The sequence below is a fragment of the Arthrobacter sp. 05N429 genome, assembly GCF_056397045.1.
Map to the genome: position 1 here is coordinate 56681 of NZ_JBFTMQ010000014.1, position 18567 is coordinate 75247.

The 18567-nt window shown below is 67.2% G+C and carries 15 protein-coding genes and 1 pseudogene; 15 read left to right on the forward strand and 1 reads right to left on the reverse strand.

What is annotated here, in order from left to right; genetic code table 11:
• From ftsW to dnaE, 13 genes and pseudogenes are all read left to right on the forward strand, one after another.
• Positions 1-1326, forward strand: a pseudogene (ftsW, locus tag AC1DF4_RS17335) (putative lipid II flippase FtsW); the annotation flags it as partial.
• 300 nt (positions 1327-1626) lie between these two features.
• A complete protein-coding gene (gene murG / locus AC1DF4_RS17340; RefSeq protein WP_476914040.1) occupies positions 1627-2799 on the forward strand; it encodes an undecaprenyldiphospho-muramoylpentapeptide beta-N-acetylglucosaminyltransferase in 1173 nt (390 codons plus the stop codon).
• Between the two features lie 4 nt (positions 2800-2803).
• Positions 2804-4237, forward strand: coding sequence for a UDP-N-acetylmuramate--L-alanine ligase (gene murC / locus AC1DF4_RS17345; RefSeq protein WP_476914041.1), 1434 nt, complete (start codon positions 2804-2806; stop codon positions 4235-4237).
• Positions 4230-5117, forward strand: coding sequence for a cell division protein FtsQ/DivIB (locus AC1DF4_RS17350; protein WP_476914042.1), 888 nt, complete (start codon positions 4230-4232; stop codon positions 5115-5117). Before murC ends, AC1DF4_RS17350 begins: the two co-directional genes overlap by 8 nt.
• A gap of 308 nt (positions 5118-5425) precedes the next feature.
• Positions 5426-6658, forward strand: a complete 1233-nt coding sequence (gene ftsZ, locus AC1DF4_RS17355) for a cell division protein FtsZ (RefSeq protein ID WP_476914043.1) — start codon at positions 5426-5428, stop codon at positions 6656-6658.
• Between the two features lie 99 nt (positions 6659-6757).
• The gene (locus tag AC1DF4_RS17360; protein WP_476914044.1) at positions 6758-7528 is read left to right on the forward strand and encodes a purine nucleoside phosphorylase YfiH/LACC1 family protein; all 771 of its coding nucleotides are present in this window, start codon (positions 6758-6760) and stop codon (positions 7526-7528) included.
• 64 nt (positions 7529-7592) lie between these two features.
• Positions 7593-8297, forward strand: a complete 705-nt coding sequence (locus AC1DF4_RS17365; RefSeq protein ID WP_476914071.1) for a YggS family pyridoxal phosphate-dependent enzyme — start codon at positions 7593-7595, stop codon at positions 8295-8297.
• A gap of 87 nt (positions 8298-8384) precedes the next feature.
• Positions 8385-8915: a cell division protein SepF gene (locus AC1DF4_RS17370; protein WP_476914045.1), complete on the forward strand. Its 531-nt coding sequence runs from the start codon at positions 8385-8387 to the stop codon at positions 8913-8915.
• Between the two features lie 138 nt (positions 8916-9053).
• Positions 9054-9362: a YggT family protein gene (locus AC1DF4_RS17375; RefSeq protein WP_476914046.1), complete on the forward strand. Its 309-nt coding sequence runs from the start codon at positions 9054-9056 to the stop codon at positions 9360-9362.
• Between the two features lie 149 nt (positions 9363-9511).
• The gene (locus AC1DF4_RS17380) at positions 9512-10198 is read left to right on the forward strand and encodes a DivIVA domain-containing protein (protein ID WP_346926203.1); all 687 of its coding nucleotides are present in this window, start codon (positions 9512-9514) and stop codon (positions 10196-10198) included.
• Between the two features lie 141 nt (positions 10199-10339).
• On the forward strand, positions 10340-10924 hold the full coding sequence (gene lspA / locus AC1DF4_RS17385; protein ID WP_476914047.1) for a signal peptidase II: 585 nt from the start codon (positions 10340-10342) through the stop codon (positions 10922-10924).
• Positions 10914-12002 carry an RluA family pseudouridine synthase gene (locus AC1DF4_RS17390; RefSeq protein WP_476914048.1) on the forward strand — a complete coding sequence of 363 codons (1089 nt, stop codon included), beginning with the start codon at positions 10914-10916 and terminating at the stop codon, positions 12000-12002. The genes lspA and AC1DF4_RS17390 overlap by 11 nt, the downstream gene beginning before the upstream one ends.
• A gap of 84 nt (positions 12003-12086) precedes the next feature.
• Positions 12087-15644: a DNA polymerase III subunit alpha gene (gene dnaE / locus AC1DF4_RS17395; RefSeq protein ID WP_476914049.1), complete on the forward strand. Its 3558-nt coding sequence runs from the start codon at positions 12087-12089 to the stop codon at positions 15642-15644.
• 28 nt (positions 15645-15672) lie between these two features.
• Here dnaE and AC1DF4_RS17400 read toward each other — a convergent pair whose 3' ends face one another.
• Entirely contained in the window at positions 15673-16131 is a 459-nt protein-coding gene (locus AC1DF4_RS17400; protein ID WP_476914072.1) for a flavin reductase family protein, read from the reverse strand.
• Between the two features lie 206 nt (positions 16132-16337).
• On the opposite strand from AC1DF4_RS17400, the gene AC1DF4_RS17405 reads away from it, so the two are divergent.
• Together AC1DF4_RS17405 and hisD are read left to right on the forward strand one after the other, a co-directional pair.
• Positions 16338-16988 (forward strand): hypothetical protein, encoded by a 651-nt coding sequence (locus AC1DF4_RS17405; RefSeq protein ID WP_476914050.1) that lies wholly within the window; start codon positions 16338-16340, stop codon positions 16986-16988.
• A 103-nt stretch (positions 16989-17091) separates the two neighbouring features.
• Entirely contained in the window at positions 17092-18465 is a 1374-nt protein-coding gene (hisD, locus tag AC1DF4_RS17410) for a histidinol dehydrogenase (RefSeq protein WP_476914073.1), read from the forward strand.
• Positions 18466-18567 lie beyond the last annotated feature (102 nt).

Genomic DNA, 18567 nt, shown 5'->3' on the forward strand with positions numbered 1-18567 from the left:
ATGGTCAGCACGCCCACACGTTCCCCCGCGGCCTCTTCGGCTGCAACCAAGCCGTCCGGAACACCGTCGTCGGCAACATCGTCGCCGGCAACCCGGCCTCCCGCCGCCCCGGCTCCAGCCGGCGTGCAAGCAGCGGGCCGCAAGGTCCGGGGCTGGTACCGGGGGTTCTGGTCTGCCCTCGAAGGAACGGGCAAGTCCCGCAACGGCTCCACGTACTACCTGATCCTGGGCTCCACCCTCGCGCTGACGGCGATCGGCATCATGATGGTGCTCTCGGCCTCCAGCGTCGAGGCTATCGCAGCGGGGGAGTCGCCTTACACGGCAGCCCTTAAGCAGGGGCTGTTCGCCGGGATCGGCCTTTTCGGCATGTTCCTGCTCTCTCGGGTCAACGTCGTCTGGCTCAAGCGCGGTGCCTGGATCGCCATCATCGCGGCCTTCGTCCTGCTGGTGCTGGTGCTGCTGGTCGGCCGCAGCGCCCTCGGCAACAAGAACTGGATCGACGTCGGGCCGTTCACGTTCCAGCCTTCCGAGGCGGCCAAACTGGCGCTTGCCTTGTGGATGGCCACGGTCCTGGACCGCAAGGCCAAGCTGCTCTCCCGGGCATGGCATGCCCTGGTCCCCGTGGTGCTCCCGGGAGCTGCCGGAGTGATCGGCCTCATCCTGGTGGGCAACGACCTCGGCACCGCCATGATCGTCATGATGATCACGGCCGCCGCACTGTTCTTCGCCGGGGTGCGGCTGTACCTTTTCGGCATCGCGGGCGCCTTCATCGCCGTGGGCACGGCGGTTTTGGCCATCACCAGCCCTAACCGGATGTGCCGGATCCTGTCCTGGTCCGGTCAGACCTGCGCGGACGGCTCCGACCTCAACTACCAGTCGACCAACGGCCTGTACGGCCTGGCCTCCGGCGGCTGGTTCGGGGTGGGGCTGGGGCAAAGCCGGCAGAAATACAGCTGGATCCCGGAAGCCCACAACGACTTCATCTTTGCCATCATCGGCGAGGAGCTCGGACTGGTCGGAACACTCGTGGTGCTGGTGCTCTTCGCCATTCTCGGCACCGCCATCTACCGGGTTGTTGTGGCCCAGAAGGACATGTTCCACCGCGTCCTGGCCGGCACCATCATGGTCTGGCTGCTGGGCCAGGCGACGGTCAACATGGCCGTGGTCACCGGACTGGCCCCCGTGGTGGGCATCCCGCTCCCGTTCATTTCCTACGGTGGCTCGGCACTGCTCATGTCCCTGTGCGCGATCGGCGTAGTCTTGTCACTGGCCCGGGCTCAGATGGCGCCCGGGCTCCAGCCCAAGCGGTTGTTCAGGTTCGGCCCGGCCGGGCTGGCGGCGTCCCTGCGGAAGCGGAACGCCGAGCGCGGCGCAGCCAGGAACGCGGCCGGAAACGCAGCCAAGAACACAACCAGGAACACAGCCAAGAAGAAGGCCAGCAACACAGCCAGCAAAACGGCCAAGGGGACTGCCCCCGCCGCGGCCGCCCCAAGATCCGTGGCCTCAAGATCCGCTGCCCCAAGATCCGCGGTCATCACGGACTCCCCAGGGACGCCGGCCAACCGAAAGCCGGCCACCAGAACTCCCGCCCCCAGCAATCCTGCACGAAAGCGTAAATAGGCCTCCATGAACACCGAGTCCCCTTTATCCCATTTATCCGTCGTCCTTGCCGGCGGCGGAACAGCCGGGCACATCAGCCCGCTCCTGGCCATCGCCAACGCTGTCCGGGAGGCCCGCCCCGATGTACGGCTGCTGGCCGTGGGAACACCGGGCGGCATGGAAGCCCGGCTGGTTCCGGCCGCCGGGGTTGACCTCGTCACGATCAGCCGCGTTCCCTTCCCCCGACGGCCTTCCCTGGAGCTGCTGCGGCTGCCCGGGCGACTGGCAGGCGCTGTCAAGCAGGCCGGGGTCATCCTCGAGGAGGCCAAAGCGGACGTCCTGGTCGGCGTCGGCGGCTACGTCTGCACGCCGATGTACCTGGCCGCCCGGCGCCGAAAGATCCCCATCGTCATCCACGAGGCCAACACGCGGCCCGGGCTCGCGAACCGCGTGGGGGCACTGCTGGGCGGACACGTGGCCGTGGCCTTCGGCGCAACCAGGCTGGGTGCCTCCCGCCACGTCGGCATGCCGATGCGCAAGGAAATCTCCGGCCTTGACCGGGCCGCCGCCAGGACCGCGGCCCGCGCAGCACTCGGCCTGGACCCGGATCGTCCGGCCCTGATTGTCACCGGCGGCTCCTCGGGCGCCCAAAGCATCAACCGCACCATGGCCGCGTCGGCCGGCCTCCTCGCGGAGGCCGGCATCCAGACCCTGCACATCACCGGCCGCGGCAAGGCAGTCCACGACGCCGACGGCAAGCCACTCGCCGCCCCCGGCTACCGGCAACTTGAATACGTCGACGGAATGGAAACGGTGTACGCCGCGGCGGACCTGCTGCTGGCCCGCTCCGGCGCCGCGACGGTCAGCGAGGTGGCCGCCGTCGGACTGCCCGCCGTCTTCGTTCCGCTGCCGATCGGCAACGGCGAACAGGCGCTCAACGCAGCCGGACTCGTCGAGGCCGGAGGGGCGCTGCTCGTCGAGGACAGCACGTTTTCTCCCGGCTGGGTCAGCGAGCACATCATCCCGCTGCTGCAGGACCCTGCCAGGCTGGCACGGATGGCTGACAGCGCCGCGAAGCTCGGCATTCGCGACGCCGACCGGAGCATGGCGGATCTGGTCCTCGAGGCGGCGGCCTCCGTCCAGGCGAAGACCGCAAAACCCGTCAAGCACGGCAGTGTAAAACACGGCAGGAAGCAGTAGAGCAATGACCCAGCCCGAGCACCAGCACACCACCTCGGCCGTCCGCTCCGCGGAGTCCCTCGGCCGGATGCATTTCATCGGCATCGGCGGCGTAGGGATGTCCGCAGTGGCCCGCATCATGGTGGCCCGCGGCCTGCCGGTCAGCGGCTCCGACGCCAAGGACCTGCCGGTCATGACGGACCTGGCCGCGGCCGGCGCCCGGATCTGCGTCGGCTACGACGCCGCAAACCTGGGCGACGCGCAGAGCGTCGTTGCCGGCTCCGCCATCCGCCCGGACAATCCCGAGCTGGCTGCGGCGCGGGCGGCCGGACTGCCCGTGCTTCACCGCTCGGAGGCACTCGCGGCCGCGATGGCGCAGGACACGGCCGTGACGGTGGCCGGCACGCACGGCAAATCCACCACCACATCGATGATTGCAGTGCTTCTGCAGGGTGCAGGGCTTGACCCGTCGTTCGCCATCGGCGCGAACGTTCCGGCGCTGGGCGTGAACGCCGCCAGCGGCAGCTCGCCGGTCTTTGTCGCGGAGGCCGACGAATCCGATGGCTCCTTCCTGAACTACCGCCCGCAGATCGCCGTCGTGACGAACGTCGAGCCGGACCACCTCGACTTCTACGGCACGGCCGAAGCCGTGTACGCCTCCTTCGACCGATTCACCGCGCTGCTCCCGGCAGACGGCGTGCTTGTCGCCTGCGCTGACGATCCCGGCGCCAGGGCCCTGGCCCTGCGGACCCTGGAGCGAGGCAACACGCGCGTCGTGCTCTACGGCACCAGCGATGACGCGAAGCTCGTTCTGCACGACGGCGGCCCGGGGGACGTCTCGATCACCACCCCCGCCGGCCGGTTCCCCCTCGAACTGCACGTTCCCGGGCGGCACAACGCGCTCAACGCGGCGGCGGCGTTCGCCGTCGCCCTGGAACTCGGCGTCGACCCCGCGACTGCCGCCGGCGCTTTGGCGCACTTCACGGGCGCGTCCCGGCGCTTCGAGTTCAAGGGCGAGGGCCGCGGCGTCCGGGTCTACGACGACTACGCCCACCACCCCACGGAAGTGCGGGCAGCCCTGTCTGCTGCACGGTCGGTGGCCGGCGGCCACAAGCTGCACGTCCTCTTCCAGCCGCACCTGTTCTCCCGGACCCGCGAATTCGCCGAGGAGTTCGCCGCAGCGCTCAACGCCGCTGACACGGCCCTGGTCCTGGACATCTATCCCGCCCGCGAAGACCCGATTCCGGGCGTCAGCAGCCAGCTGATCGCCGACCACCTTGGCGCCGGCGGCCGGCTTATCGGGCCGGGCGGTGAGGCTGTGCAGGCCATCGTGTCCGCCGCCGCGCCGGGGGACATCGTGCTCACGGCCGGAGCCGGCGACGTCACGGCCTACGGGCCGCTGATTGTTGCAGCCCTGAACGACGGTGCTGCCGCGAATGGCGGTGCTCCCGGTGCCTAGCACCCGCCGCCCCAGTTACAAGGCCGGTGCGGGCCGTTCGCCGTCCGCGCGCCAGGACTCGGCGTCGCCCGATGTCATCTCGGCATCCAAAGAGAGCGGCGGCCCCAACAGCACCGCCAGCGGTGCCGGTGCCGCGCCGGTGACCCCGGCGGCCTGGGACAATGTGCTGTCCTTTCCCGAACCCAAGGCCAAACGCCGCAAGCGCATCCTGCTGGGCACGATCGGTGCCCTGGCAGCGCTGGTCGCGGGGATCCTCGCCGCGGCTGTCTACTCGCCGGTCCTGGCGCTGCAGACAGTATCCGTAGAGGGCACCAAACTGCTGACCACGGACCAGATCCAGACCGCCCTCGCGCCGCTGCAGGGCAAGCCGCTGCCGCAGATCAGCGACGGCGACGTCACCGCCCTCCTGCAGCCGCTGGTGCAGGTCAAGGCAGTCAGCACGCAGGCCCGCCCGCCCTCGACGCTGCAGGTCAAGGTGACCGAACGCGTGCCGGTGGCCCTGGTCAAACAGGGTGACGCGCACCAGTTGGTCGACGCCGACGGCGTGACGCTCAGTGACTCAGCAGACCCGGCTGCTACGCAGCTTCCGGTCATCGACGGCGGAGGCGGCACCCTGCCCAAGGACCTGTTCCACGCCATCACCGGGGTCCTGGGGGCGTTGCCCGCCGATGTGCTGGCGCGGCTCTCCAACGCCTCGGCGAAGTCGGTGGATGCCGTTGAGCTCAAGCTCGTCGACGGCCAGACCATCGTCTGGGGCAACTCGGGGGAGAAGGAGCTCAAGGCAAAGGTTCTCGAAGCCCTGCTGAAGGCACCTGCGGACCCGAAGAACCCCGTGCGTATCTACGATGTCAGTGTGCCGCGGCACCCCGTCACCCGGTAGCTGCCAAGCACTTGGCCAGCGGGGGGCAGGGGCGCCCGCAACCGGCTGGGCCCTCGGCTGGCCGCCGCAGCAGCACGAGCAGCAACGCCTTCCGCAACACAGTCACCAGGACGGCACCAAATAACGCTATTTCAGCGGTATTACCGCGACACGCGGCGCCGGTTATTGAATGTCATCACGCAAGGAAATAGCGTCACAGCATGAGTTACTTGACATAACTATAACCTTCAAGTCGAAGGTTAAGGTTCAAAGCTTCAAGCCCGACTCCATCAGTTTTCGCAATAGAACACGAACAAGGGACACGTAACGTGGCAGCTCCGCAGAATTACTTGGCCGTCATCAAGGTCGTCGGCATCGGCGGCGGTGGCGTGAACGCAGTCAACCGCATGATCGAGGTCGGTCTTCGCGGCGTCGAGTTCATCGCTGTCAACACCGATGCGCAGGCATTGTTGATGAGCGATGCAGACGTCAAGCTCGACATCGGGCGTGAGCTGACGCGCGGCCTGGGAGCCGGTGCGAACCCTGAGGTTGGCCGGCAGGCTGCCGAGGACCACGCCGAAGAAATCGAAGAGGTCATCCGCGGCGCTGACATGGTCTTCGTCACCGCCGGCGAAGGCGGCGGCACCGGCACCGGCGGCGCGCCCGTCGTCGCCCGCATCGCCCGCTCGCTCGGCGCGCTGACCATTGGCGTTGTGACCCGCCCGTTCACCTTTGAAGGCCGCCGCCGCGCGGGCTCCGCCGAGGCCGGCATCGACGCCCTCCGCGACGAAGTCGACACGCTCATCGTCATCCCGAATGACCGCCTGCTGTCCATCAGTGACCGCAACGTTTCCGTTCTGGACGCGTTCCGTTCCGCTGACCAGGTCCTTCTCTCCGGCGTCCAGGGCATCACCGACCTGATCACCACCCCCGGCCTGATCAACCTCGACTTCGCCGACGTCAAGTCCGTCATGCAAGGCGCCGGTTCGGCGCTGATGGGCATCGGTTCGGCGCGCGGCGAAGACCGCGCAGTGAAGGCCGCGGAGCTCGCCATCGCCTCCCCGCTGCTGGAAGCTTCTATTGACGGAGCCCACGGCGTCCTGCTGTCCATCCAGGGCGGCTCGGACCTCGGCCTCTTCGAAATCAACGAGGCTGCCCGCCTGGTCCAGGAAGTGGCCCACCCCGAGGCCAACATCATTTTCGGCGCGGTCATCGACGATGCCCTTGGCGACGAGGCGCGCGTCACTGTTATCGCGGCCGGCTTCGACGACGTCAAGGCCACCTCGCCGTCCATGGACCAGTCCCTTCCGCAGTCGGCGCCGCAGCGCCCTGCCACCCCGGCAGCAGCCCCGGCCCCGGCCCCGGTCCAGGCTCCGTCCTCGGCCCACGTCCAGCCCCTGCACGCCACGGTCGGCGCCTCCGGCTACGGCGGCTGGGGCCAGCAGCGGCCGTCCGCAGTCCCGGCTGACTCCGGCTTCGACGTCGACCTGCCGTCCGTCGTGGAGCCGGACCTGTCGGGCCGCCACTCCGACGACCTGGATGTCCCTGACTTCCTCAAGTAGGTCCTGAAGCACCATGGCACTGCCGGATGGCAGTGCCATGGTGCTTTCTCGTAGGATCGAAGTTCTGCAAACAAGTTTGGCAACGATTTGGGGTTTAGTGTGTTCTCCTGGCGGGCGGAAGTCCGGCCCGGCGTCTGGGTGGCCTTCACCGACGCCGGGGCCGGAAACCTGGCGCTCCATGTCGGCGACGATCCGGTGGAGGTCCGGCACCGGCGTGCGGGCATCGAAGCGGCGCTGGGACTCGGCGGCCGGCCTTTCCGGTACATGAACCAGGTCCACGGCAGCGACGTCGCCGGCGTTGGCGCAGCGGCCGCCCCCGGCAGCGGTGTTGACGCCCCTAGAACTGATGCCCCGACCGCGGACGCCATGGTCTCCCTCGGGGAACCCCTCGCCGTGATGGTGGCCGACTGTGTGCCGGTTGTCCTGGTCGGGGACAGGGCTGGGGGCGGAACCCCGGTTCTCGCCGTCGTCCATGCAGGGCGCCCCGGCGTCGCAGCCGGCATCGTCCCTGCGGCCGTGGCGCGCATGCGCGAACTCGGTGCGGCGGGGCTCAGCGCCTGGATCGGCCCGTCCGTCTGCGGAGGATGCTACGAAGTCCCCGAGGAAATGCGCGACGACGTGGCCGCCCGCGTTCCCGCTGCCTGGTGTACAACCTCCCGCGGCACGCCGGGCCTGGACCTGCCGGCCGCCGTCCGCAGCCAACTGCAGGACGCCGGCGTGAGCGTCGAATACTCCGGCAACTGCACCCTGGAAGACGAGAACCTTTTCTCATACCGCCGCGACCCGAACTCCGGACGATTCGCCGGACTGGTGTGGACGCTCCCCGCGACGGCCAACGTTGGGCGATCAGGCGGGCCAGCCGTTGAATGAGCAGCAGCCCGCCGGCGTTCAACCGGGTGCTGTTCAGTCAGGCGGCGGGCAGCCCGATCCCCGGCTGGAACAGCTCCGGGAGCGGCTCACTGCCGTCCGGGAGCGGATAGACAACGCCGTTGCCGGCGCCGGGCGTGCGGCCCGGCGGCCGCGGCTGATCGTAGTGACCAAGTTCCACCCCGCCGAGGATGTCCGGCGGCTCGCCGCCCTTGGCGTCACCGACGTCGGGGAGAACCGGGACCAGGAGGCCGCGGCAAAGGCGGCGCAGCTCGAAGACCTCGGCCTGAGCTGGCACTTCGTCGGCCAGCTCCAAAGCAAGAAGGCCAAGTCTGTGGTGACGTATGCCGCTGCCGTGCACTCCGTGGACCGGGAGGCACTGGCCGCCGCACTCGCCAAGGCGATGGCAGCTGAAAGCGAACGCACCGGGCGGGCGCCGCTGGACTGCTTCATCCAGGTCAGCCTCGACGACGACGCCGGCGCCCACCGCGGCGGCGCGGCCCCGAACGAGGTCCCCGCACTGGCCGAGCAGCTGGCAGGTGCTGCGGGACTGAGGCTCGCCGGCGTCATGGCGGTTGCCCCGCTCGGGGCGGATCCGGCTGCTGCCTTCGAGAAGCTGGCAGGCATTTCCGGGCGGCTGATCGAACAATTTCCGGACGCCACGGGCATTTCAGCGGGCATGAGCCAGGACCTGGAACACGCTGTCCGGTTCGGGGCGACACACCTTCGCGTTGGCTCCGATATTCTCGGTCCGCGTCCGGCGTTGCGGTAGGTTCAACGTATTGGAAGGTAATGGCGGGGATTCCAAGGCTGTTAAGTCGTTGATCGGCCCGCTTACGGACACGATTAGGAGTCGACCATGGCCGGCGCTCTGCGCAAGACAATGATCTATCTTGGGCTCGCCGATGGCGATGAACATTACGAGTCCGAGCACCCAACATCGCATAAGGATGAGGACGATTCCATGGAGCATGACCGCGAGGAACGCCGTGCCCCGGCGCCCGTCCGCGAGGCCCCCCGGGAAGAGCCCTACGCCGCTGAAGAGGAATATCGCGCACCTGTGACACCCATCAAGCGAGCGGCATCGAGCCGCGAAGAGCCCACCGGACTCCGCCAGATCACCACGATCCACCCGCGGTCCTACAACGATGCCAAACTCATTGGCGAAAGCTTCCGTGACGGCATCCCCGTCATTATGAACGTCACGGACATGGGGGAGGCGGACGCCAAACGCCTCGTCGACTTCTCCGCCGGGCTGGTCTTCGGACTGCGCGGCAGCATCGAGCGCGTGACCAACAAGGTCTTCCTGCTGTCGCCGTCGTACGTTGAGGTCATTGGCGATGACAAGAAGGTCAGCGAGACGCAGGCGAGCTTCTTCAACCAGAGCTAGTCCGGGTTTTTCGGCCAGGATGCCAGGCAGGGACGCCCTGTCTGGCATCGCTGCTGAATTATCCGTGTTGAAATAGAGGCGTAACTATCACGAGGACACTGCGGTATCCGGAATGAACATGGAGATATGAGTTAAGTCATGGGAATTGTTTTCGGACTTGTCTATATCGCGCTGTTGTTGTTCTTTGTTGCCCTCATCGTCCGGCTGGTCTTCGACTGGGTGCAGATGTTCGCACGGAGCTGGCGGCCGCGCGGCGTGGCGCTCGTCACCGCCCATGCTGTGTATTCGGTCACAGACAAACCCGTCAAACTGCTCCAGCGGCTGATTCCGCCGCTGCGGCTCGGCGGACTATCCCTGGACCTCGGATTCCTGCTCCTGTTCGTGGCTGTCACCATCGCCATGGCAGTAGCCAAGTTCCTGGTGTTCTCCCAGCCGATCGCGGCGTAGCCGGGCGGCGGACACGGTCCGCAGCCGAAACAGTTAGAAACTCCGGTTTGACACTGCGGTGTTGAATTAGAGGAACCAGACCATATTTAGGTACCGTAGTTTTGACGGCCGGAAGGCCTACTGACTAACTAGACCAACGAGGTGACCAGATGGCTTTGACGCCAGAAGACGTTGTCAACAAGCGCTTTCAGCCGACCAAGTTCCGCGAAGGCTACGACCAGGATGAAGTTGATGACTTCCTGGACGAGATCGTCGTCGAACTGCGACGCCTGAACCAGGAGAACGACGAGCTGCGCAAGAAGCTCGCCGAATCCGGCGCCGGCACGCCTGCCAGCTCCGCCGCCGCGGCTCCCGTCGTGGAAAAGGTTCCGGCACCCGTCAAGGCCGAGAAGGAAGACCGCGCCAAGGCAGAAGCCGAGGCCAAGGCCGCTGAGGCTGCCAAGGCTGCTGAGCTTGCCAAGAAGAAGGAAGCCGAGCAGGCAGCTGCCCCGGCCCGCGGTGCCGCTACTCCGGCAGCCGAGTCCGCCGCCGGCCTGCTCGCCATGGCGCAGCAGATGCACGACAAGCACGTCGCCGACGGCGAGCAGCAGCGCGACAAGATCATCGCCGAAGCGCAGATCGAGGCCAGCAGCCTCGTCAACGACGCGCAGGAGAAGTCCCGCAAGATCCTCGGCGCCCTCGAGCAGCAGCGCTCGGTGCTGGAACGCAAGGTTGAGCAGCTCCGCGGCTTCGAACGCGACTACCGTTCACGCCTGAAGGCCTACATCGAGGGCCAACTGCGTGACCTGGACGCCCGCGGCTCCGTGGCTGCCCCTGAGGTTGAAGCCAACAGCTAGGACGTTAAGCAAGTATTCTGAAAGCCGGTGGCTGAGGATTCCTCGGCCGCCGGCTTTCGGCATTAACCGCAGGTTCCGCCGGCGGCAGTGCCCCAGCACCCCAGCTCCCAGTGCCCGCACTGGCCCGTGAACGAAAGCCTTATGACTGACGCACCCTCACCCGACGCCGTGCAGCCCGCTGAGTCCGCCCCGGCGGGTACCCTCAAACCGCGGGCGCGGCGGGCCCTGCTGCTTTCCGTATTCTTTGGCCTGGCGGTGTTCGCCTACGTCTTCGACCAGCTGACCAAACTGTGGGTGACTGCCAACATGACCGAGGGGGAGCGGATTCCCGTGCTGCCTCCGCTGTTGCACTGGTACTACATCCGGAACTCCGGCGCGGCCTTCTCGATCGGCGAGAACGTCACCTGGGTGTTCACCATCATCATGACCGCCGTCTCCATTGCCATCCTGTTGCAGCTGCGGAAACTCGGATCAGTCTGGTGGGCCCTGGCGCTCGGGCTGCTGCTGGGCGGCGCCCTTGGCAACCTCACGGACCGGCTGTTCCGCGAACCCTCCTTCGCGATGGGCCATGTGGTGGACTTCATCCAGCTGCCGAACTTTGCGATCTTCAACATCGCCGATTCGGCCGTGGTGTCCTCGGTGGTGATCATCTGCCTGCTCACGCTGCGCGGGATCTCGCTGGACGGCTCACACCTTACGAAAGACACAGTGAAGCATGACTCCTGACATGGCGCCCGGCCACACGGCCCCCGAGGACCTGACTCCTGAAGACCTGACGCCGGCCGGGACTCCGCCGGAAGACGTCCTGCCGGAGGACCTCCTGGCGGAAGACATCGACGACAGCGACGCCGGGGACGGGACGGGCGCGACGCCGGCGTCGTCCTTCCGTTTCGTGGTGCCCGATGAACTTGCGGGGAGCAGGGTGGATGCCGGGCTGGCGAAGCTCATGGACATTTCCCGTTCTCAGGCCGCCGCGCTGATTGCCGAGGGCAACGTCAGCAGCAAGGACAAAGCGGTCGGAAAGTCGCTCAAGCTTGCCCCCGGCGCCGTGCTCGACGTCGTCGTCCCGGCACGCCGGGACCCCCTGGAAGTTGTGGAGGAAGTAGTGGAAGGCCTGAAAATCCTGCTGGACGATGACGAGTTCGTTGTCATCGACAAACCGGTCGGTGTGGCCGCGCATCCGTCGCCCGGCTGGGTGGGGCCAACCGTCGTTGGTGGCCTGGCCGGCCTCGGCTACCGGATCTCCACCTCCGGTTCGCCGGAGCGCGCGGGCATCGTCCACCGGCTCGACGTCGGGACCTCCGGGGTGATGGTGGTCGCCAAGACGGAAGAGGCGTACACGGCGCTCAAGCGCGCCTTCAAGGAACGCACCGTGGACAAGGTCTACCATGCCGTCGTCCAGGGCCTTCCGGACCCGCTGGCCGGCACCATTGATGCGCCGATCGGCCGCCACCCGGGCCACGACTGGCGCTTCGCCGTGATCGAGGACGGCCGGGATTCCATCACGCACTACGAGGTCCTGGAGGCGTTCGGGAAGGCGTCGCTCGTGGAAGTCCACCTCGAAACCGGCCGCACGCACCAGATCCGCGTCCACTTCTCTGCCCTGCGACACCCCTGCGCCGGTGACCTGACCTATGGTGCGGACCCGCGGCTCGCCGCCACGCTGGGACTCACCCGGCAGTGGCTGCACGCCCGGCAGCTGTCCTTCGCCCACCCCCGGACGGGGGAGCAGGTCACCGTCACCAGCGAATACCCGCAGGACCTGCGGTACGCGCTCGAAGTCCTGGAGTCCGGACAGGCCTGAGCGGCCGCCCTGGTCCGGCTGCTCATTCCCGGCCGGGCCGGAGTGCCGCGCTGAAACGTCCGTGCGCGGCACTAGAATGATTCGGTGACTTCCAGCAACAACTCGTTCGTTCATCTCCACAACCACACCGAATACTCGATGCTGGACGGTGCCGCCCGGCTCGGGGAGCTGTTCGACGAAACCGAACGGCTGGGCATGCCCGCCCTGGCCACTACGGACCACGGCTACCTCTTCGGCGCCTTCGATTTCTGGAAGCGGGCCACGGACAAGGGCATCAAGCCCATCATCGGCGTCGAAGCATACGTCACGCCGGGCACGGCGCGCGGGGACAAGACCCGCGTCCGCTGGGGCGAGGAAAACCAGCGCAAGGACGACATCTCCGGCGGTGGCTCCTACACCCACATGACGCTGCTCAGCTACAACAACGTGGGCATGCGGAACCTGTTCCGGGCCTCCTCGATCGCCTCGCTGGACTCGGTCTTCGGCAAGTGGCCCCGGCTGGACCGGGAACTGCTGAACACCTACTCCGAAGGCTTGATCGCCACCACCGGCTGCCCGTCCGGCGAGGTCCAGACGAGGCTCAGGCTTGGCCAGTACCGGGAAGCCGTCGAGGCGGCCGCCGAGTTCCGCGACATCTTCGGCGCCGAGAACTACTTCTGCGAACTCATGGACCACGGGCTGGACATCGAGCGGCGCGTCACGGGCGACCTGCTGCGCCTGGCCAAGGAACTGAACCTGCCGCTGGTGGCCACCAATGACCTGCACTACACGCACGAGCACGACGCCAAGGCACACGAGGCCCTGCTGGCCATCCAGTCCGGGTCCACCCTCCTGGAGCCGACCTACGACAACGGCGGATCCCGGTTCGCCTTCTCGGGCAGCGGCTACTACCTGAAGTCCCCGCAGGAGATGCGCGAACTCTTCCGCGACCACCCCGAGGCGTGCGACAACACGCTCCTGATCGCCGAGCGCTGCGAAGTTTCATTCAACACGGGCGCCAACTACATGCCCCGGTTCCCCTGCCCGGAGGGCGAGGACGAAACGTCCTGGCTGGTCAAGGAAGTCGACAAGGGACTCCAGTACCGCTACCCCAAGGGCATCCCGGACAAGGTGCGCACCCAGGCCGACTACGAACTCGGCGTCATCAATTCCATGGGGTTCCCGGGCTACTTCCTCGTGGTGGCGGACTTCATCAACTGGGCCAAGAACAACGGCATCCGGGTGGGTCCCGGACGTGGCTCCGGCGCCGGGTCCATGGTGGCGTATGCCATGCGCATCACCGACCTCGATCCGCTGCACCACGGCCTGATCTTCGAGCGCTTCCTCAACCCGGACCGCGTCTCCATGCCCGACTTCGACGTCGACTTCGATGACCGGCGCCGCTCCGAAGTGATCGACTACGTCACGCGCAAGTACGGCGACGAACGTGTCGCGATGATCGTCACGTACGGCACCATCAAGACCAAGCAGGCCCTCAAGGACTCCTCGCGCGTGCTCGGCTACCCGTTCAGCATGGGCGAGCAGCTCACCAAGGCGCTGCCGCCGGCCGTGATGGCCAAGGACATCCCGCTGGCGGATATCCAGAACAAGGACTCCAAGCGCTACAGCGAGGCCGGCGACTTCCGGCAGCTGATCGCCACCGACCCGGAAGCCGCCAAGGTGTTCGAAACGGCGCTCGGTATCGAGGGCCTGAAACGGCAGTGGGGTGTCCACGCGGCCGGCGTGATCATGTCCTCGGACCCCATCATCGACGTCATTCCGATCATGCGCCGCTTCCAGGACGGCCAGGTCATAACCCAGTTCGACTATCCGACGTCCGAGGGCCTCGGCCTGATCAAGATGGACTTCCTCGGCCTGCGGAACCTCACGATCATTTCCGACGCGCTCGAGAACATCAAGATGAACCGCGGCGTGGACCTGGACCTGGAGTCCCTGGAGCTCGATGACGCGGCGTCCTACGAGCTGCTGGCCCGCGGCGACACTCTGGGCGTTTTCCAGCTCGACGGCGGCCCCATGCGGTCGCTGCTCAAGCTGATGAAGCCTGACAACTTCGAAGACATTTCCGCCGTGCTGGCGCTCTACCGTCCGGGGCCGATGGGCGCTAACGCCCACACAGACTACGCCCTGCGCAAGAACAAGATCCAGGAAGTCATCCCGATCCACCCGGAGCTTGAGGAACCGCTCGCCGAGATCCTGGGCGGGACCTACGGCCTGATCGTGTACCAGGAGCAGGTCATGGCCGTGGCGCAGAAGCTCGCCGGCTACACCCTGGGCCAGGCCGACATCCTGCGCCGCGCCATGGGCAAAAAGAAGAAATCCGAGCTGGACAAGCAGTTTGCCGGCTTCTCCCAGGGCATGCAGGACAACGGCTACTCGATGGCCGCGGTCAAGACCCTCTGGGACATCCTGCTGCCCTTCTCCGACTACGCGTTCAACAAGGCGCACTCGGCCGCCTACGGCGTGATCTCCTACTGGACCGCCTACCTCAAGGCCCACTACGCGCCGGAGTACATGGCGGCCCTGCTGACTTCCGTCGGCGATGACAAGGACAAGTCGGCCATCTACCTCAACGAGTGCCGGCGCATGGGCATCACGGTGCTGCCGCCGGACGTCAACGAGTCCGCGCTGAACTTCACCCCGGTCGGCAACGACATCCGCTTCGGCATGGGGGCCATCCGCAACGTCGGCGTCAACGCCGTCGAGGCCATGGTGGTCGCGCGCGAGAAGGAAGGCGCCTACACGTCCTTCAAGGACTACCTGATGAAGGTCCCGGCCGTGGTGTGCAACAAGCGCACCATCGAGTCCCTGATCAAGGCCGGCGCCTTCGACTCCCTGAATCACCACCGCCGCGCCCTGGCGATGATCCACGAAGAAGCCATCGACTCCGTCATTACGCTCAAGCGCAACGAGGCGATAGGCCAGTTCGACCTCTTTGCCGGTTTCGATGAGGCCGAATCCGAGGCGTCCCTGAGCATCGAGATCCCTGACCTTCCAGAATGGGAGAAGAAGGACAAGCTGTCCTTCGAACGGGACATGCTGGGTCTCTATGTCTCGGACCATCCGCTGCAGGGTCTGGAGGGGCTGCTGAGCCAGCACGCCGACCAGTCCATCACCTCGCTCATTGCCGAGGACGGCCCGCACGACGGCGCCATCGTCACCATCGCCGGGATGATCACCTCCCTCAGCCGGCGGATCGCGAAGGCCAGCGGCAACGCCTACGCCCGTGCGGAGATCGAGGACCTGGGCGGCTCCGTCGAGGTCATGTTCTTCGGCCAGGTCTACGGCCCCATCGCGTCCGTGCTGGCCGAGGACCTGATCGTGGTGGTCAAGGGCCGGCTGCAGCGCCGCGATGACGGCGCCGTCGCCCTCAACTGCATGGAACTCTCCGTTCCGGACCTCAGCGAGGGGCTCAACGGGCCGCTGGTGATTACTATGGCGACGCACAAGGCGACCGAGGCCGTCGTGACCGAACTCGGAGACGTGCTGCGGACGCACCGCGGCAAGTCCGAGGTCCGGCTGCACCTGCAGGGCGACTCCCGGGTGGAGGTCATGGGCCTGCCCGTGCATCTGCGGGTCAACCCGAGCCCCTCATTGTTCGGTGACCTGAAGGTGCTCCTCGGCCCCACCTGCCTGGACAACTAAGACGGGCCGGCGGCAGCCCGCCCGCCGCTCAGATCTCGTAGTCGAGCGGTGCCGGCTGGCCGTACGCGCCGGAGTGGTAGAGCAGGGGAGCGCCGTCGGCGCCCACTTCACCCTCCACGACCTCGACCACCACCACGGCGTTGTTCTCGAAGGAGAGCCGCATCTGGACCTTGCCGATCAGCCAGCCGGCCACGTCATTGAGGACCGGGACGTCATGGGGCCCGAGCGCCCAGTGATCGCCCTCGAAGCGGTTGCTGGTCCGCGCAAAGCGGTCGGCCAGCTCCTGGTTGTCCAGCCCCAGCATGTGGACGCCGATGTACGTGGTGTTGGCCACGGCCGGCCAGGAGCTGGAGGTCCGGGCCATGTTGAAGGTGAACCGGGGCGGCTTCGCCGAGAGTGAGGCCACGGAGGTCGCTGTGAAGCCAAAGGGGACCCCGTTGAAGTTGGCGGTGATGATGGCCACCCCCGCCGCGTGCCGCCGGAACATCTCCCGGAAAGTTCCCTCGAAGGCTTGGTCCTCTGTGGCCACTGCTATCCATCTCCCTGCTGCACGTGTGTGGTGTTCCTACCCTGCCAGCGTATTGCGCCAGCGGCGGGCCGCGGTACTCATGTATCCGACGGCGTCATCTGGACTCATGCGGGGACGCGCGGTGTCATGTGCCGGCGGACGTAAAGCTTGTTAAGGTTTGTTGCATGACACAGCCCGCAGTGCACGGCCAGTTCCAGCAGGACGCCCCCCACGAAACCCCGCAGGACGCCCTGCTCGACGCCGACGAGGCCGAGGGCCAGAGCGTCGCCCATTCTCCGGCCCGGGGTCCCCGGCCGGAGGCCGCCCGCCGTGCTGTTACGTGGCGGAAGGCCGCGGTGATCGCCGCTGCCGGCATCCCGGTGGGGCTGCTGTGGTGGCTCCTGGCCCCCTCGGGCCTGAATCTGCTCTCCGGCAATCCGGAACTGCGGGGCGGGAGCAACACGGAGGGGTGGCTGCCGCGGGACCTGGTACTGGCGGGACTGTTCCTGCTCGCCGGCTGCATTTCAGGCGCCGTTGCCTCCGGTAACAAGCACTCCGAACCGTCCGGGCGGGATGTTCTTCTGGCGGTGGGTGCCGGGGCTGTGGGCGCCCTCGCAGCCTGGGGTACCGGCGTGCTGTGCGGTCTGTGGTGGGCAGCGCCGGAGGACACCTCGGCCAATGCCAGTATCGCCTTTTCCCTGCGGTCCCTCGCCGTCCTGGCGATCTGGCCGGCCGCCGCCGCACTCACCCTGTTCCTGAACACTGTGTTCGCAACGCCGAAGCCCGGGGCCAAAGACGCCGCCGCGGAACAGCCTTCCACGCAAGCCTCCGAGTAACAGGGGCGGGACTCTCCGGGGCGGCACGTAAAATGAACGGGTGACCCCTTCAGCTGACAGCACTGTGCCCGCCAAAACTGTGCCCTCGAATACCGTGCCCGCCATTGCCGTGCCCTCCGTTACCGCGCACCCGGTTTCCGTCGACCTCGACTTCCGGACCGTCGATCTGCGCGGCCGGCGGCTTACCCTGGCCGGTCTTCGCGCCGCTGTGCCCCGGGCACAGGCCGGCACTATGGCAGATGCCGAGCAGAAGGTCCTGGACATCATCGACGCCGTCCGCACCCGCGGCTTCGAAGCACTCAGCGAGCTGGCCCGGACCTTCGACGGCGTCGAGCAGGTACACCCGAGGGTCCCCGCCGAAGCGCTGACGGCTGCCCTCGCAGGGCTGGATCCCGCAGTGCGGGCGGCACTGGAAGAGTCCATCAGACGTGCGCGGCAGTTCGCCGACGCCCAGCGCCCGGCGGACACCGACGTCGAACTCGGCGAAGGCGCGGTGGTCAGCCAGAACTGGGTCCCCGTGGCGCGGGTGGGCCTCTACGTCCCCGGCGGCCTGGCCGTCTACCCGTCCTCCGTGATCATGAACGTCGTCCCGGCCCTCGCCGCCGGCGTCGAATCAATCGCCCTGGCCTCACCTCCGCAGAAGGACTTCGGCGGACTCCCGCACCCCACGATCCTTGCCGCAGCGTGCCTGCTCGGGATCGACGAGGTCTACGCCATTGGCGGCGCCCAGGCCATCGCGGCCTTCGCCTACGGCATCCCCGCCGCCGGGGACAACGCCGGACTGGACCCGGTGGACGTCGTCACCGGCCCGGGCAACGTCTTCGTCGCCACGGCAAAGCGCCTTGTCAAGGGCGTCGTGGGCATCGACTCCGAGGCCGGCACCACCGAGATCGCGATCCTCGCCGACGCCACCGCACAGCCGGGACTGGTCGCCGCCGACCTGATCAGCCAGGCCGAGCACGACCCCAAGGCGGCGTCCGTGCTGATCACGGACTCCGAGGCCCTCGCAGCCGCGGTCCGGGTGGAGCTGGACCGCCAGGCGTCAGTGACCAAGCACGGCCTGCGGGTCCGCGAGGCCCTCTCCGGGCCGCAGTCCGGCGTCGTGATGGTGGACGACCTCGAACAGGGCATCGCGGCGTGCAACGCGTACGCTGCCGAACACCTGGAAATCATGACGGCGGACGCGGCCGCCGTCGCGGGCCGGATCCGCAGCGCCGGTGCAATCTTCGTGGGGGACTACAGCCCGGTCAGCCTGGGCGACTACTGCGCCGGCTCCAACCACGTGCTGCCGACCAGCGGCACGGCGGCGTTCTCCTCTGGGCTGAACGTGACTACTTTCCTGCGCGCCATCCAGGTGGTCAACTACACCCGCGCCGCCCTCGAGGAGGTCAGCGGGCACATCGTCAGCCTGTCCCGGGCGGAGGACCTCCCGGCACACGGCGAAGCGGTCACAGCCCGCTTCGCAGCGGGCTCCTGACCACAACATGTAGTAATTACAGGCTTGTTATTCAGCTACATCTAGTCGTAAACTGGTCCCGTAGGCACCGCCATGGTGCCCTGGCTCTTAATGTGACTGGCT